14 protein-coding genes are annotated in these 15,311 nt (G+C 63.1%); 8 read left to right on the top strand and 6 right to left on the bottom strand.

The window, feature by feature from the left end; translation table 11 throughout:
* Positions 1–22 precede the first annotated feature (22 nt).
* The gene (locus JJ896_00485) at positions 23–766 is read right to left on the bottom strand and encodes a hypothetical protein (protein MBO6778103.1); all 744 of its coding nucleotides are present in this window, start codon (positions 764–766) and stop codon (positions 23–25) included.
* A 186-nt stretch (positions 767–952) separates the two neighbouring features.
* On the opposite strand from JJ896_00485, the gene JJ896_00480 reads away from it, so the two are divergent.
* Positions 953–1,429, top strand: coding sequence for a nuclear transport factor 2 family protein (locus JJ896_00480; GenBank protein ID MBO6778102.1), 477 nt, complete (start codon positions 953–955; stop codon positions 1,427–1,429).
* A gap of 13 nt (positions 1,430–1,442) precedes the next feature.
* On the opposite strand, the gene JJ896_00475 is transcribed toward JJ896_00480, so the two are convergent.
* Positions 1,443–4,652, bottom strand: a complete 3,210-nt coding sequence (locus JJ896_00475; GenBank protein ID MBO6778101.1) for a hypothetical protein — start codon at positions 4,650–4,652, stop codon at positions 1,443–1,445.
* Between the two features lie 57 nt (positions 4,653–4,709).
* Here JJ896_00475 and JJ896_00470 point away from each other — a divergent pair, with 57 nt between their 5' ends.
* The gene (locus JJ896_00470) at positions 4,710–5,093 is read left to right on the top strand and encodes a DUF2177 family protein (GenBank protein MBO6778100.1); all 384 of its coding nucleotides are present in this window, start codon (positions 4,710–4,712) and stop codon (positions 5,091–5,093) included.
* Between the two features lie 40 nt (positions 5,094–5,133).
* Here JJ896_00470 and JJ896_00465 read toward each other — a convergent pair whose 3' ends face one another.
* Positions 5,134–6,825 carry an ATP-dependent DNA helicase RecQ gene (locus JJ896_00465; GenBank protein ID MBO6778099.1) on the bottom strand — a complete coding sequence of 564 codons (1,692 nt, stop codon included), beginning with the start codon at positions 6,823–6,825 and terminating at the stop codon, positions 5,134–5,136.
* Here JJ896_00465 and JJ896_00460 point away from each other — a divergent pair.
* The 6 genes from JJ896_00460 (at position 6,824) to JJ896_00435 (ending at position 12,391) form a co-directional block, all read left to right on the top strand.
* Positions 6,824–7,723: a histone deacetylase gene (locus JJ896_00460; GenBank protein ID MBO6778098.1), complete on the top strand. Its 900-nt coding sequence runs from the start codon at positions 6,824–6,826 to the stop codon at positions 7,721–7,723. The genes JJ896_00465 and JJ896_00460 overlap by 2 nt on opposite strands.
* A 22-nt stretch (positions 7,724–7,745) precedes the next feature.
* The gene (locus JJ896_00455; protein ID MBO6778097.1) at positions 7,746–8,735 is read left to right on the top strand and encodes an alpha-L-fucosidase; all 990 of its coding nucleotides are present in this window, start codon (positions 7,746–7,748) and stop codon (positions 8,733–8,735) included.
* A 94-nt stretch (positions 8,736–8,829) separates the two neighbouring features.
* Positions 8,830–9,837 carry a LacI family DNA-binding transcriptional regulator gene (locus tag JJ896_00450; protein ID MBO6778096.1) on the top strand — a complete coding sequence of 336 codons (1,008 nt, stop codon included), beginning with the start codon at positions 8,830–8,832 and terminating at the stop codon, positions 9,835–9,837.
* On the top strand, positions 9,834–11,141 hold the full coding sequence (locus tag JJ896_00445) for a sugar porter family MFS transporter (GenBank protein MBO6778095.1): 1,308 nt from the start codon (positions 9,834–9,836) through the stop codon (positions 11,139–11,141). Before JJ896_00450 ends, JJ896_00445 begins: the two co-directional genes overlap by 4 nt.
* Positions 11,138–11,557, top strand: coding sequence for a DoxX family protein (locus JJ896_00440; GenBank protein MBO6778094.1), 420 nt, complete (start codon positions 11,138–11,140; stop codon positions 11,555–11,557). The genes JJ896_00445 and JJ896_00440 overlap by 4 nt, the downstream gene beginning before the upstream one ends.
* 12 nt (positions 11,558–11,569) lie before the next feature.
* The gene (locus JJ896_00435) at positions 11,570–12,391 is read left to right on the top strand and encodes a hypothetical protein (GenBank protein ID MBO6778093.1); all 822 of its coding nucleotides are present in this window, start codon (positions 11,570–11,572) and stop codon (positions 12,389–12,391) included.
* A 3-nt stretch (positions 12,392–12,394) separates the two neighbouring features.
* On the opposite strand, the gene JJ896_00430 is transcribed toward JJ896_00435, so the two are convergent.
* The 3 genes from JJ896_00430 to JJ896_00420 form a co-directional block, all read right to left on the bottom strand.
* Positions 12,395–13,165 (bottom strand): DUF3047 domain-containing protein, encoded by a 771-nt coding sequence (locus JJ896_00430; GenBank protein MBO6778092.1) that lies wholly within the window; start codon positions 13,163–13,165, stop codon positions 12,395–12,397.
* A 71-nt stretch (positions 13,166–13,236) separates the two neighbouring features.
* Positions 13,237–13,977 carry an NTP transferase domain-containing protein gene (locus JJ896_00425; GenBank protein ID MBO6778091.1) on the bottom strand — a complete coding sequence of 247 codons (741 nt, stop codon included), beginning with the start codon at positions 13,975–13,977 and terminating at the stop codon, positions 13,237–13,239.
* The gene (locus JJ896_00420; GenBank protein MBO6778090.1) at positions 13,977–15,305 is read right to left on the bottom strand and encodes an inositol-3-phosphate synthase; all 1,329 of its coding nucleotides are present in this window, start codon (positions 15,303–15,305) and stop codon (positions 13,977–13,979) included. The genes JJ896_00425 and JJ896_00420 overlap by 1 nt, the downstream gene beginning before the upstream one ends.
* Between the last annotated feature and the right edge of the window lie 6 nt (positions 15,306–15,311).

Below are 15,311 nucleotides of genomic sequence, written 5' to 3'. Positions count from 1 at the left end.
GAGGAGCGAGGCGTATCAGGGACTAGTCGTCGATTTCGACCTCGCTCAATCCGTCCTCAATCTCCACGTCGAGGTCAGCGACCTCGCCCGTGGTGGTATAGTCATAGAGGGACAGGTCGACGACAGTTTGGTTGTCTTCCCTGAACCAGGGTCCAGGATCCACGCGGATATAGAGTGCTTCAGACTCGGCGACATTCACAGGTGTGGCAAACACGCGCTCCACCTCCACGTCCGCCTCGAAGTAGGAACGGAACGGGCGCTGGACACCACCCGTCGATGTAAAGGTGCCGGTCACCAGAAGGGAAGCCTCGTCCGGCCAATCCGGATACTGGGCACGGACATTATTGCGCAAGGAGGCCGAGAGGCCGCCATCATCCAGATCCAGATCCTCAATCTCGAATTCGATGGCGCGGTAGGTGCCTGCCGGAACCTTTTCAGACGCAATCGGAACGGCGTTGCCATCCATATTGAACGTTACCAGCCGCGGGTCCACGTCAAACTCGTGGCAGTCCTCGTCAAGCCTTCCAAAGAAGCAGCCGTCTCCGTCGGCGCGGAGCTCGAACTCGCTGACCACAAATGCCATGTGGTCGATGTTGAGAACACCGTTTGACCCGGTGATAGGCATACCGCCCGTTTTCCCCGCGGAATAGTCCGGAGACTGGAATGAAACCGTAATGAAAGCTTCGCCGTCTTCCTCCGCGCTCGACGAGTCGCAACCCGTCAAGAGCAGCGCCAACAGCGCAAACATGGACCCAAAGCGTCGCATAGTGAATCAATCTTAATGGTGATATCTATGTCAGCCGCCGTGAACTGTCGACGACTGACGTCAATTAACTGAAGATGCCCTGCCGGCGCAGCCGGACAGCATCCAAAGTCAGGGTAAGTGAGGTCCCAAGAATGATGTAGGAAGGGACTGACGTACCTTGTAGGCCAGTTTCCAACCAGGCATGCCATGATTGCTTTTCTCCTGTCCATCCTGCTGGCCTTTGCCGGGCATCCGGTCGATGGAATCCCTGTCGATCCCGAGCTCGATTCCTATTGGACCGAGGTCTCGCGAACCGTGGCGGAGGGGGACTTTGATGGCTATGCGGCCCTGTATCACCCGGACGCAGTGCTCGTGTCCACAGCCGGAAGCGCGAGCTACCCGATTTCTCAGGCGCTCGAAGGTTGGAAGCCGGGCTTTGTCGATACCGCCGAGGGGCGCACCACCGCCAACGTCGAGTTTCGCTTTACCCGCCGGCTGAGCGATGCCTCAACCGCGCACGAAACCGGGATTTTCCGCTACATCGCGACCGATGCCGACGGAGGGCAGCAGGGCGCGACGGTGCATTTCACCGCCCTGCTTGTCAAGAAGGACGGACGCTGGCTGATGCTCATGGAGCACCAGAAAGAACTGGCTACTGAAGAGGAGTGGGAGGCCGCAGGCTAAGCGACAGCGAGTTCTATTTCTGAATGGGCGGTGCTCCCGTGGTTGCGAGTCCGGATTCGAGGCTTGGAAGAACTTCCGTCAGGAAGGCGTGCAGGGCCTCCTGAGCAGCAGCCAACTCCACCTTGCCGGCTTCCATCGTCGCACGATGCAGCGGCGTCGGGCCGTATGACGTGCTCAGGCCACGGAAGCCTGCAAACATGCGTGACTGCGGAGACGGCGCGTTGCGCTCACCAGCCTGGCTCTTGCTGCGATAGCCACGAACCTGTTGGTCTATGGCCAGAAGCGTGGCGCGCGCGTTGTGCAGGCGCTCGGCCAGGTCGGCACTGGGCCGGTCGGCGCGGGAGTGCGCAGTCTGCATGGCTTCAACCATCTCCTGCGCGTCGCGGAAGGCGGTGGTGAACGTCGTGACCTCGGCCTGCATGGCCTCTACTTCCTGCATGAATGCCAGGATTTCTTCGGGCGATGCGCCATCCAGCGCACCGTCACGCAGCGGCACGACATCGAAGGAAACTGGTCCAGACATGTCGGTCATCTCGCCGTTTACAGTTCGCGTCAGCGTTACCGTGTAGGTACCCGGCGGCGCCATGAAGCCACCTCCGCCGCTGCGCTCACCCGGAACGACAGGCGCGTTCGAATCAAACCGCAGATTCCACGCCGTGCGGTGGAGTCCTTTTCCGGTGCGCCCTTCGACCCGGCTCACCACATCTCCGTCCATGTTGCGCACCACCAATTCCACGCTGGCGGGCACCTCGTTGCGCTCGGCCTCGAGGGCATCCCAGCCGGGGAACGGCAGATCCGCATCGCCCGCTTCCCGTTCCCGTTTCTGACGGGCCCGTTCCATGGACTCCCAGCCTTCGTTCAGGTGGTAGGTGAAGACGGCGCCGAAGGTCGGGTTGGGTGCTGCGTACTGCTGATGACCCTGTGCGCCACCTTCCACGTCCCGCGGGATGAACTGGCGGGCGGTCTTGACAGGGAAGATGTGGCCGTCGGCGGCCAGCGCGTCACTGTCCAGGTTGCGCAGCGGCGTGTAATCGTCCAGCACAAAGAACCCGCGCCCGAACGACGCGCCCACAAGGTCATTCTCGCGGCGCTGGATGACGACATCCCGGAAAGAAATCGTGGCACCGCCAGTCGGCAGATCGTGCCAGGTGGTGCCGCCGTTCGTCGTGACCTGAACCCCGAATTCGGTGCCCAGGAAGATGAGATTCGGGTCCTCGTGGTCCTGGACGATGCGCCAGATCAGCGTGCGCTCCGGCAAATCTGCGGCAAGCGAACTCCACGTCTGCCCGCGGTCGGTGCTCTTCACGAGATACGGCTCCAGATCACCGAACTTGTGGTTGTCCAGCGCCATGTAGACGACGTCTGCATCGTGCAGGTCGGCGTAAACGTGGTTGACGAAGGCGCCCTGCGGCACGCCGCGAATGTCGCCGACCTCCATGGTGCGCCAGGTGTCCCCGTCGTCCTCCGAGACCGAGAAGAGTCCATCGTCCGTGCCTGCATACACCAAACCGGGCTGCACGCGGGACACGTCGATGGATGAAATGGTGTTGTAGACCGACATCGCGTTCAGATCCCAGGCATTATCCCAGCTTTGAACGCGGCCCATGATGGGCAGCTCAAACCGCTCCTGATTGCGGGTCAGGTCCCCGGAAATTGCGGTCCAGCTGTCGCCGCGGTTCTCGGACTTCCAGACCCGGTAGGAAGCGAAATAGAGGGTGGCCGGGTCGTGTGGAGAGACGACAATCGGGGCGTCCCAGTTGTACCGTTCGTAGGGCTCACCCGGGCCGGGCTGTGGTTGTATGGAGACCTGCTCTCCGGTCAGGCGATCGATCCGGGCCAGGCCGCCCTGCTGGCTTTCCGCGTAGGTGATGTTCGGGTTACCCGGCTCGGTGGCACTTTGGTGACCGTCTGCGCCGAGTGTCTTGAACCAGTCCGCATTCCGAATGCCGTGCCGATTGTCCGTGGCGGACGGGCCGCCGTGTGAACCGTTGTCCTGCGTGCCGCCGTAGATCAGATAGAATGGCTCCGAGTCATCAACTGCCACCTTGTAGTACTGGGTGACGGGAAGATTGCCGATGAACTTCCACGTGGCGGCATCATCGAATGTCTCGAACAGGCCACCGTCCGTACCCATCAGGTAGTAGTCCGGCAGGCCGGGCAGAAAGGCGATGGCGTGGTTGTCTCCGTGCTTGTTTCGCCGGTTCACGCGCGTAAACGTGGCGCCGTAGTCCTCCGACATCTGCAGGGAGGCGTCCATCAGAAACAGGCGGCCTTCGTGGTGCGGGCTCGCGAAGATCTCCTGGTAGTAGTGGGGACCGGTCGCTCCGGCGACCGCATCCGACATCTTGCGCCACGATGCACCCCGGTCGGTGGTCATGAAGACGCCGCCGGTGGTGTGGTCCAGTTCGATGGCCGCCCAAAGCTGGTCCGGGTCGTGGTAGGACATGGCGAGGCCAATCTTGCCCATGTTGCCACCGGGAAGGCCGCGGGTCAGTTCGGTCCAGGTCTCGCCGCCGTCCGTGGACTTGTGCACGCCGGTGCCGGGGCCGCCTCCCATGTAGGAGGCCACGTTGCGATGGCGCTGCCAGGTGGCGGCGTATAGCACATCGGGGTCCCTTGGATCAATCAGGAGATCAGTAGCGCCGACCCATTCGTCGTCACCGAGGGTGCGCGTCCAGGTGTCTCCTCCGTCGGTGGTCTTGTACACGCCGCGCTCGCCACCAGGCGCCCATAGCGGACCCTGGGAGGCCACCCAGACAGTATTCGGGTCATCCGGGTGCACGATGATCTTGGAGAGGTGCTCCGAGTCCGGAAGACCCTTGTTGGTCCAGGTGCGTCCGCCGTCGTTCGAGAGGTAGATGCCGTCCCCGTAGGCTACGTGGCGTCCACCCACATTCTCTCCCGTTCCAACCCAGATGCGGTCCGGGTTGTTGGGGTCCAGGGTCAAACAGCCGATGGAATAGGAGCCCTGTCCGTCAAACACGGAGGTCCAGGTGGTACCCCAGTTCTCCGTCTTCCAGACGCCTCCCGAGCCGACGGCCACGTACCACGTGCCGATGTGCTCCGGGTGTACCGCGATATCGGCGATGCGGCCGGAGGTGAACGCCGGGCCAACGTTGCGCATCGACAGGGCATTGAGTCCGAGCCCGTCGAGCGGATCGTCCTGCGCGGACGTCGGCAGGACCAGGAACAATGCGAGCAGGAGGGCAGGGAGGAAGCGCATCAGGGGTGGGATCTGGTTCGGCGACCAATGTACCCGCCCCGGGAGCTAGATTCAGGTATGCGCATCTACGTCATCTGTCTGGCCACCTTCTTTGCAATCGACTTGCTTTGGCTAGGGGTTATTGCCAAGGGTTTCTATGAGACACAGCTCGGCGCGCTGCGCAAGGATACCGTCAGTTGGGCACCCGCCATCGCCTTCTATCTGGTCTATTTGGCAGGACTGGTGCACTTTGTAGTGACGCCGGCGGCCGGCGACACGCGACGGGCGGCGCTGAATGGGGCCGCCTTCGGCTTTGTCACGTATGCCGCGTTCGACCTGACCAGCCTCGCGCTTATCGAAGGCTTCGGTTGGACTGTTGCGCTGGTGGATCTGCTATGGGGCAGTTTGCTCGGCGCGACCGTAGCCTGGGTGGGCGCAAAGGCAACCAGGGCAGAGGATTGATCGCCGAGTCCCGGGACTCCTTCCACCCGAGGCCAGTAGACTACTCCGTCTCAACGCCGGCCAACGCCTCCAGGAACGCTTCTCCGTAGCGCTCCAGTTTGTTCAGCCCTACACCGGGCACCCTCAGGAATTGCTCCGAGGTGCGCGGAAGCCGCAGCACCATTTCTCGCAACACTTTGTCACCGAACACGATGTAGGCCGGCACCCCGGCCTCGTCTGCCAGGCGGCGCCTCAGCGTGCGAAGCTCCTCGAACAGGGCGCGTTGGTCCGGGGTGAGGTCGGGCTGGGTCTTGGTCGGAGCGAGCGCCAGCTTGGGCTGCGCGGGGCCGATCATCTGTGTGAGCGTCTCTCCCCTGCACACATCGCACGCATCCCCGCAGGCTGGCATATCCTCGTCGAAGTGCTTTGTCAGCACCTGGTGGCGGCACAATCCACGATCCACGACGCGGAACAGCCGCGTCGTTGCCGAGGCGGTTCGATCGCGCACGGCCGGGTCAGTGATGCCGTCCAGAAACCGCTCATGCAGTTTGACGTCGGCCCAGGAGTAGAAAAGCACGCAGTCGCTGGGCAGCCCGTCGCGTCCCGCCCGCCCGATCTCCTGGTACCAGGACTCCAGGTCCTTCGGCATGTCACGATGGATGACAAAACGCACGTTCGATTTGTCGATGCCCATTCCGAACGCAATCGTCGCGACGATCACATCCACATCGTCTCGCTGGAACGCCTCCTGATTCTCGGCGCGCTCTTCAGCCGCTAGCCCGGCGTGATACGGTCGCGCGTTCACGCCCTCGCGGCGGAGAAAGTCGGCGGTTTGCTCCACGCTTTTGCGGCTCAGGCAGTACACAATTCCGGATTCGCCGGGGTGTCGCCGGATCACGCCCAGGATTTCCTTTCTCGTATTGCCGCCTTGCCCCTTCTTGCGCGCGTAGATCTTCAGGTTGGGCCGGAAGAAGGACCCCTTGAATCCGGCCGGTTTGCGCATGCCCAACTGCCGCAGAATGTCTACCGCGACCCGTCGGGTGGCCGTTGCGGTGAGGGCCAGCACAGGTACCTCAAGGTGCTGCTTCAACCCCTGAAGGCGCCGGTAGGACGGCCTGAAGTCATGGCCCCACTGACTGATGCAGTGCGCCTCATCCACAACCAGCAGCGCGATGGGACAGCCGCGCACCACATCGCCCAGGTGCCCTTCCAGGGCTTCCGGGGCCAGAAAGACCAGTTCCCAGTACCCTGCCCTGAGCGCGTCCATGCGGTCCTGACGCTCGGTCATGGTAAGCGTCGAGTTGATGGCCGTTGCCTTGAATCCAAGGTCCAGCAGCCCGTCCACCTGATCCTTCATCAACGAGATCAGGGGCGAGACCACGAGCACGGTGCCCCGCATCAGACGCGCCGGAATCTGGTAGGTGAGCGACTTTCCGGCGCCCGTCGGCATGAGCGCGATGCAATCCTTGCCGGCGAGCACCGCATCGATCACCTCCTGCTGCCCGGGCCGGAAGGAGTCGTAGCCAAAAACTTGCTGTAGGACGGTCTGCGGCGTCTCGGACACGGTTTGCTGTTTATGGTAGAGGGTGTCGGGAGGAATCGCGCAACGCGGCCGACTCTGGTTCGGCAGGGTGAACGAGACGGGCGTGGGTATACGTCCCGGCTGGGCAGGAGTCCCCGCTCGCATCACGACCCCAGGCCGGTCGGCGATGATCCCGGATCCCCGCAGGAGGAATCGGGGTTCGGCGCCCATGCGTGTTTCCTACACCGATGCCTACTACGTGCCGCTGCCCGACGGGCACCCGTTTCCGATGGGCAAATTCCCGGCACTTCGGGACCTGTTGCTGGAGGAAGGATTGGTGCGGGAGCACGATATCGTGTCGCCCAGACAGGCAGATTGGTCGGACTTGCTGCTGGTGCACACCCCCAGATATCTGAACGCGCTCGCCGAAGGCACGCTGTCCCGCCAGGAGGAGCGGCGCATGGGACTGCCGTGGTCGGATGCTCTGGTGCGCAGATCGCGCCACGCCGTGCAGGGCACCATCAACGCCTGCTCGATGGCCCTTGAGGACGGCATCGCCGCCAACCTGGCCGGGGGCACGCACCATGCGTTTCCAGACCACGGCGAAGGATTCTGCGTCCTCAATGACGTGGCTGTGGCGATCCGTGTGCTCAAGCGCGCGCGATGGATCCGCCGCGCCATGGTGATCGACCTGGACGTGCATCAGGGCAACGGCACGGCTGCCATTTTCCGCGAGGATCCGGATGTTTTCACGCTTTCGGTCCACGGGGAGAAGAACTATCCCTTTCGCAAAGAGCCGTCCACATTGGATGTCGGGTTGCCGGACGGCGCGGACGACGACGCCTACATGGCGGCGCTGCAAGATGTGCTGCCCAAGGCGCTCGATGGATTTCCGTGCGACCTCGTGATCTACCTGGGAGGAATAGACGTGCTGTCCGGGGACCGCTTCGGCCGACTGGCACTGACCCGGCACGGTCTTGCCCGTCGGGACCGCTTTGTGATCGAGCAGGTAACCGAACGCGGGCGTGCCCTGACCTGTCTGCTTTCGGGTGGTTATGCAGCAACGCCGGAACTGACGGCCGATTGCCACGCGTCGGTGCATCGCCAGGCCGCCCTGGCAACGGCCTGAATCCCGTCCGTATTCTCGGCGCATGCGCTGCGGAGTATTGGTGGTTATGGTGTGCGGCACGCTTTCGTGCCAGAGCGTGGTGATCCCGTCCGAAGACTTGCGGGCGGATTTCCTGACCTGGCGGTACGGCATGTTCATCCATTTCGGCATGGCGACCTTCACAGGTGGCGACTGGACGAACGGATACGAAGACCCGAGGGCATTCAGTCCTGACCGGTTCGATCCGGGGCAATGGGCGGACGTAGCCGTGGCTGCCGGCATGAAATATGGCGTGCTGACCACCAAGCACACCGGCGGGTGGGCGCTCTGGGACAGTGAGCACACCGACCACGACGCGTCGGCGATGCTCGAATTCCAACAAGGCTCGGGCGATGTGGTCGCGGAATTCGTTCACGCGTTTCGCAGCCGCGGACTGCGTGTCGGTCTGTACTACTGCATGGCCGGAGACTACGACGGGCGCTTTGGCAACCCGGTCCCGCCCGGGCCCTCCCTGCATGGATTTCCACCGGAAGCCAACGGGGACTATGCAGGCTTCGCTCGCAAGCAGTTGACGGAGTTGCTAACCCGGTACGGTCCGATAGACCTTGTATGGATCGATCAGGCGCGCAGTCCCTACATGGACCAGGCCGCGTGGCACAAGCTCCGCCGACACATCCGAAAGACCTCTCCGAGCACGCTCATCCTTGCGAACGAGCAACGCACCAGTTCGGAATCTGACGTTCACAGCTACGAACTGCCCTTGTATGCTGCCACGGATCCGGCGGCAGGATTGCCCTCGACCGGCAACACGGAGCCGGCCGAAGTGTCTGATACCATCGGGCCCAGCTGGTTTTGGAACGAAGGACACACGCCCTGGGCGCTCAAGTCGGCGGAGTACATCGCAGAAATGCTGACCACGGCAAACGCCCGCTCGGCTAACTACTTGCTGAACGTACCTCCGGATACTTCCGGCCTGCTGCCGGCTGCGTCCATAGAGCGCCTTATGCGCGCCAGGGAAGTAGCCGGTCGCTAAGTCGCCCGCGCTCCTTAATGAAGTTAGGTCGAAGGGTTCGCATGGATCCGGTATTGGCATTCATTTTAGTTTGTAAACGTTTTCATTCTCTTCGATGCCGACTCTGACTGAGGTTGCCAGACGCGCGGGCGTGTCCGTGGCCACCGTGTCCCGGTTCTTTAACGACCCTTCGGTGGTTCGGGAGCGCACCAGGGCCCGCATACAGGCAGCCGTAGACGAGTTGGACTATCGGCCAAGCCGAGTGGCGCGCCGCTTGCGGGTGGAATCCGGCCAGTCCAAGATTCTCGGCATCGTTATCCCGGACATCCAGAATCCGTTCTTTGCCGATGTGGTGCGCGGCGTGGAAGACGTCGCCTACGCGAACGGTTTTGCTCTCATCCTCAACAATTCCAATGAGGACCCGGATCGCCAGCGGGTGTGCCTGGAAACCATGCACACGGAGCAGGTCGACGGTGTCATCCTGCCGTCCGTGGTAGAGGGGGATCCGGCGCTCGACCGCCTGCAAAAGAGTCGCGTGCCCATCGTCTGTATTGACCGCCGATTGACGGGCCGGTACCTGGATGCGGTCCTGACCGACAACGTGCGCGGCGCAAGGGAAGCCGTGCAACTGTTGATCGAGGGGGGGCATACCCGCATCGGCTACATCGGAGGTCTCCCGCATTTGTCCACCTCCGTGGAAAGACGCACGGGGTATCGGCTGGCCCTGAGTCAGGCAGGCATTCCCATGGATCCGGAACTGGTGCTGGAGGCGGAATCGACTCAGGAGGACGGAAGCGTGCTGCTCCACGACCTGGTCAACCTTGAGCGCCCACCGACTGCCGTCTTCATCGGTACCAGTATGCTCAGCCTGGGCGTAATGCTGTCCATTCGGGCGCTGGGTCTGCGCGTGCCGGACGACATGGCTGTCGTTGCCTTCGATGAAGTCCCCTGGTCCCGGGTAATCGACCCTCCGCTGACGGTAGTGAGGCAGCCTGCTCAGGAAATGGGGAAGCAGGCAGCGGAGGCTCTGCTGGCCCGCATTGCAGATCCAAAGCTCGAGCCACGCGAGTTTGTGCTGCCTTCTGAACTGATTGTCCGCCGCTCGTGCGGCACCGGACGATGAAACGCGTTACCACCTGGTCCCTGACCGCCGCGCTGGCCGGATTCCTGTTCGGCTTCGACACGATTGTGATCTCCGGCGCCGAAGGCCGGCTGCAGGAGCTCTGGCAGTCCTCGGACGCGTTCCACGGCGCCGTTGTCGTCGGCATGGCCCTCTGGGGCACGGTGGCCGGCGCGATTCTCGGCGGTATCCCCACGCGCATCCTGGGCCGCAAGCGCACCCTCATCGGGATCGGTGTGCTGTACACCATCTCCGCCATCGGATCCGCGTTCGCCGGCGACCCGATCACGTTCGCGGTCTTCCGATTCCTCGGCGGCCTGGGCGTCGGTGCATCGACCGTCGCCGCGCCATCCTACATCTCCGAAATCGCACCTGCCAAAGACCGGGGACGACTGGTAGGCCTGTACCAGTTCAACATCGTTTTCGGCATTCTGGTGGCGTTCGTCTCCAACTTTCTACTCTCGGGTCTCGGAGACGATGCCTGGCGCTGGATGATGGGCGTGGAGGCCATCCCGGCCGTCATCTACACCCTGCTGGCCCTGGGACTGCCCCTCAGTCCCCGCTGGCTGCTCACCAAGGGACGTGTCGAGGAGGCCGATGAAGTCCTGCGGCTCGTCGGCGCCGAAGAGAGCGCGCAGCAGCTCCTGGCCGACATGGCCGCCGAGTCGGGTCCTTCGGAGTCGATCTTCCAGAAGAAGTACCGACTGCCATTGGCCCTGGCGTTTCTGATCGCCTTCTTCAACCAGACCTCAGGAATCAACGCCATTCTGTACTACGCCCCGCGCGTCTTTGCGGAAGCCGGATTGGGTGCCAGCACGGCGCTGTTGAGCAGCGTTGGCATCGGTATCACGAATCTTGTCTTTACCCTGCTCGGCATCTACCTGATTGACCGCAAGGGCCGCAAGCAACTGATGTACTGGGGTTCGATCGGCTACATCATCTCGCTGGCTCTGGTGTCCGCTTCGTTCTTCCTTGGTTGGAGCGGACTCGCGGTGGCGGCCTTCCTGTTCATTTTCATCGGCTCCCACGCGGTGGGACAGGGCGCGGTCATCTGGGTGTTCATCTCGGAGATCTTCCCCAATCACCTGCGCGCATCCGGACAGGCCTTCGGGTGCTCCGTGCACTGGGTGCTTGCCGCCATTATCCCGTCACTGGTGCCGGTTCTGTTCGGCACCATCGGGGCCGCCGTCGTGTTTGCCCTGTTTGCCGGCATGATGGTGTTGCAACTACTCTGGGTGCGCTACATGATGCCTGAAACCGCCGGGCGCCCGCTCGAAGAACTCGCTCACTCTCTGGCTCGACCATGAAAGACCGCTATCACGACCTCGGCCTCCTGATTCTCCGTCTGGGCTTTGGGCTGGCGTTTATCTACTACCACGGCTGGTCCAAGCTGACCGGCGGACCGGAGCGCTGGGAGGGCATCGGAGGTGCCATGGAGATGTTCGGCATTGGCTTCGGGCATACCGCGTTCGGGTTTCTTGCGGCGTTCGCGGAGTCGATCGGTGCGCTCATGATCGCAGCGGGACTGTTCTTCCGGCCGGTTGCGGCGCTTTTGGCGTTCACGATGCTGGTTGCCTCTGCACGCCACTGGATTACTGGTCAGGGCACGCCCGCCCACGCCCTCAAGAACATGTTCGTGTTGGTGGGGCTCATGGGCATCGGCCCCGGACGCTACAGCGTGGACGCGTGGTTGCAGGCCCGGCGCGGCGCTGGCGGCGAGTAGCTACCTTTCAGGATGCGCGCGCTAATCCTGTTCCTTGTGCTGGCAGGCTGTTCGGCCCCCGAGCAGAAGGCCCCATCGTTCGAGCCCGATCCGGTGACCGCGGAGCAGGAAGCAGCCCGGCTGGCGCTGTTGCCGGCGGAATCGGTGGCCGTGATCGACGGCTTCCGGGAGCAGGTAGCCGCCGTTCGCACCTCGGACGACTTCGACGCCCTGTTCGAACGGGCTCTGCGGATGACCGGGGACTTGATTCCTGCCGATTCCCTGGATCCCTTCACCGGATACAGCTACCGGTTTCAGGGCAACGATCTCGGACTTCCGGGGCTGAGTCCGAGTTGTGTGGCCGAGTGCACGGAAGCCACGCTGAGCATGGAGCGGGATGACTGGGACCGCATCGCCCAGGCCACGCCCGACTCACTCGACGACGCCTTCGTGGCCCTCTTGTTCGACCACTGGGGCCATCCGCAGGTATATCAGGGGCAGATCACCGGATGGCCCGCGTTTTTTACCCGCACGTGGGACTATGGCGGGTATAGCATGCTCGGTTCGGGCGCTCATGAGGCGCTGTGGAGCGAGCTGACAGGTCGGGATTGGCAAGGCCGATTCACCCCGCACCTGGACCAGATGCGTCAGGTGCTGACCGGAGATATGATCAGCGCCCAGTGCTACGGGCTGCCGGGCGATGCCGTCTCCGCCGAGTTGAATCGCATACGCGCGACCAGCGGGATCGACACTGACCTGGAGGGAGCGATCAACCAGAGGATCCAGGACATTTCCGAGGGCGCGGTGGAGGTGGACTGTCAGACCACGATGGACTGCGCCTGCATCAGCGGATAGAGGCTACCCGCTCGCGTGGATGCGGAGGTTGTCGAAGTCGACTTCCGCCTCCGAGTCAACCGAGTCCGAGTCGCTCCAGAGGAAAATGGCCGAGGGGCGCGACGGCGGCTCCTTGCCGAAGAGGTCGCGATAGTCCTGCTGCACGTCACGCCGGACCGGGATCCAGCGCTCTATGCCTTCTTCGACCTGCGAACTGACCACCAGCACACGCAACGCGCCGTAGGACGCCGTCTGGCCCTTGGGCAGCGACGAGCTGTAGGAGTATTTGATGGTGCGGGGTCGGCCAAGCCAGTCCTCGTCGAACACCACGTAGATCGCCGCGCCGGTGTCGTTCAGCCTGGACATGTTTTCGCGCGCTCCCACGGGCAATTTCAGCGCACGCCAGTCCCAGCTCAACAACGGATGGGAGTCGACGTCCCAGTCCAGCTTCTCCCCATCGTTCGGCAGAATGATGCGATGGGCCTTTCCATAGACCAGGGCGCGGATGAACCGGTTACCCCGCTCCGAGGCCACGACAAAGCGCTCCTCATCGGTCTGCAGCTCTCCGGTGACCGGGCGCACATCGCGCTTGTTTTCATAGGTCAGCCAGCCGATGGGCAGGCCGCCCGCCTCGAACTGTTCGAAGTCGGCGACCACCAGGCACCCTGAGAAGGGCACACACGGCGTGCTGGCCCCGGCAGGCACGGAGGCCGTCGGAGAAGCGGGTCCAATGGATTGCGCTGCCACCGGTGCCGCTGCCAGCAGCAGGGCGGCTATGGTCAGGAGAGGGCGCACATGGCGTTCACGGGCAGGGGTTGAGGCGGTTCCACCGTTCGAACGACGGAGGAGACCAGACATTGCCCTACTCAGCCCGCAGCGCGCAATCCGAGTCGCTGTTGCACGTGATCGAGCATGTCCGGCGTGTCGACGTCCTGCCAGAATCCGTCGCCGATATCCAGCACGTGCATGGTCCCTCTGCCGGAAAGGGCCTGCACCCCGTGAGAGAGTGACGCGTCGCCCTCTCTGTCGTAGACCACCTGGATGGCATCCAGCAGCGCGCGCGTGCACACAAACACGCCGATGTCAATGCAATTGTACTCCGTCAGGTGCTTGCCGATGGCCGCGATGCGCCCGTCTCGCTCAACGACTTTGGTGGCGTCGTCGAGGTCAAACACCTGGTCAATCCGGTAGTCGACCAGGAGGGTGGCACCGTCTTCCGGCGGAACGTGGGCGCCCGCAGCGAGCATCACATCTTCCGACACCACGTGGTCTGCCATCACGAGCACGAACTCGTTCCCAAGGTGCGGCGCCGCGCTGAGCACAGACACTCCGTTCGACAGATCGTACCGTTCGTTGAATACGAACTGAATGGGCATCGACCCGGCATATTCGTCCTCGACCGCCCGCCGTATCAGGCTGTGCCGATGACCCAGGACAATGACGCTGCGTGTGCATCCGGCGGCCTCCAGTCCCTGCAGCGCGCGCACAATCAGCGAAGTACCGCCGAGTTGAATCAGGGGCTTCGGCACCTCGGCGTGTCCGTTCTCAGCCAGTCTGGAGCCAAAGCCGGCGGCCAGAATGAGGCCGGTACGTTCTGTTGTGGCCATCAGTGCAGGTCCGCGTGCAGGTCGAAGTTCTCCGACAGGTGCGTAAGCGGCTCGTGGCCCGCCATGACCCGCAAGGTGTTTTTGAGCCTGAAGTGCTGGATGAACAGGTCGTGCTCCGGCACGTGACCCTCCCCGACATGGGGGCTCTTGAAGTAGAATGACAACCACTCCTGGATGCCCGAGCGGCCCGAGCGGGCGGCCAGGTCAAGGAACAGCGCCAGGTCAAGCACAATGGGTGCGGCCAGGATGGAGTCGCGGCAGAGGAAATCCACCTTGATCTGCATGCGGTACCCCATCCACCCGAAGATGTCGATGTTGTCCCAGCCCTCCTTTTCGTCCCCGCGAGGCGGGTAGTAGTTGATCCTGACCTTGTGGTACAGGTCGCCGTACAGATTCGGGTAGGTCTCCGCCTGCAGCAGCGTGTCGAGCACGGCCGACTTGGTCACCTCCTTGGCCTTGAAGCTGGATTCGTCATCCAGCACCTCCCCATCGCGGTTGCCGAGAATGTTGGTGGAGAACCATCCGTTTATGCCGAGCATGCGGGCCTTCATGCCCGGGGCCAGGATGGTTTTCATCAGGGTCTGCCCGGTCTTGAAGTCCTTGCCGGCGATGGGCACCCCGTGTTTTTCCGCCAGCATCTCGAGCGCTGGCACGTCCGCTGAGAGATTCGGCGCTCCGTTCGCGTAGGGCACGCCCTCCATGATGGCGGCGTAGGCATAGAGCTGCGAGGGAGCGATGGCCGGGTCGTTGTCTTTCAGACCCTGCACAAACGACTCCGGGGTCTGATGACACGCAGCCGGCCGCAGATAGACTTCGGTGGAACCGCACCAGACCATGACGGCGCGCTCGGCTCCGGTCTCATTCAGGCGATCCCGGATGTCCTGCCGCAGCTGTTCGGCCAGCTCATACTTGTTGGCCCCCTGCTTCACGTTCGGGCCGTCCAGGCGCTTGACGTACTTGCGGTCGAAGGCCGCGGCCATGGGCTTGATGCCGCTCAGGAAGTCACCTACCGGATCCAGGTGGTCCGGACGAAGCACGTCTGCCCGTTTCGCCGCCTCCAGTGCCGTGTCGCTGAAAACGTCCCAGGCACCAAATTCCAGGTCCTCCAGCGGGGCCAGGTCCACGAGGTCCCGAATCAGCGGGTTTCGGCCTTCCGAGCGGGCCCCGATGCGGATGGTCTGCATCTGGGAGAGCGATCCCACGGGCTGCGCTATGCCCTGTCGGATGGCCTCGACCCCGGCCATGAACGTGGTCGAAACGGCGCCAAGGCCAGGCGTCAGGACCAGCAGTTTGCCGGAATGGGGGCTCGCAAGAGGGAGGGGAGTCATCGAGTG

It is taken from the genome of Rhodothermales bacterium, from assembly GCA_017643395.1.
In the GTDB taxonomy this organism is placed as follows: domain Bacteria; phylum Bacteroidota; class Rhodothermia; order Rhodothermales; family UBA10348; genus JABDJZ01.
This window is presented reverse-complemented; position numbering and strand designations above follow the sequence as displayed.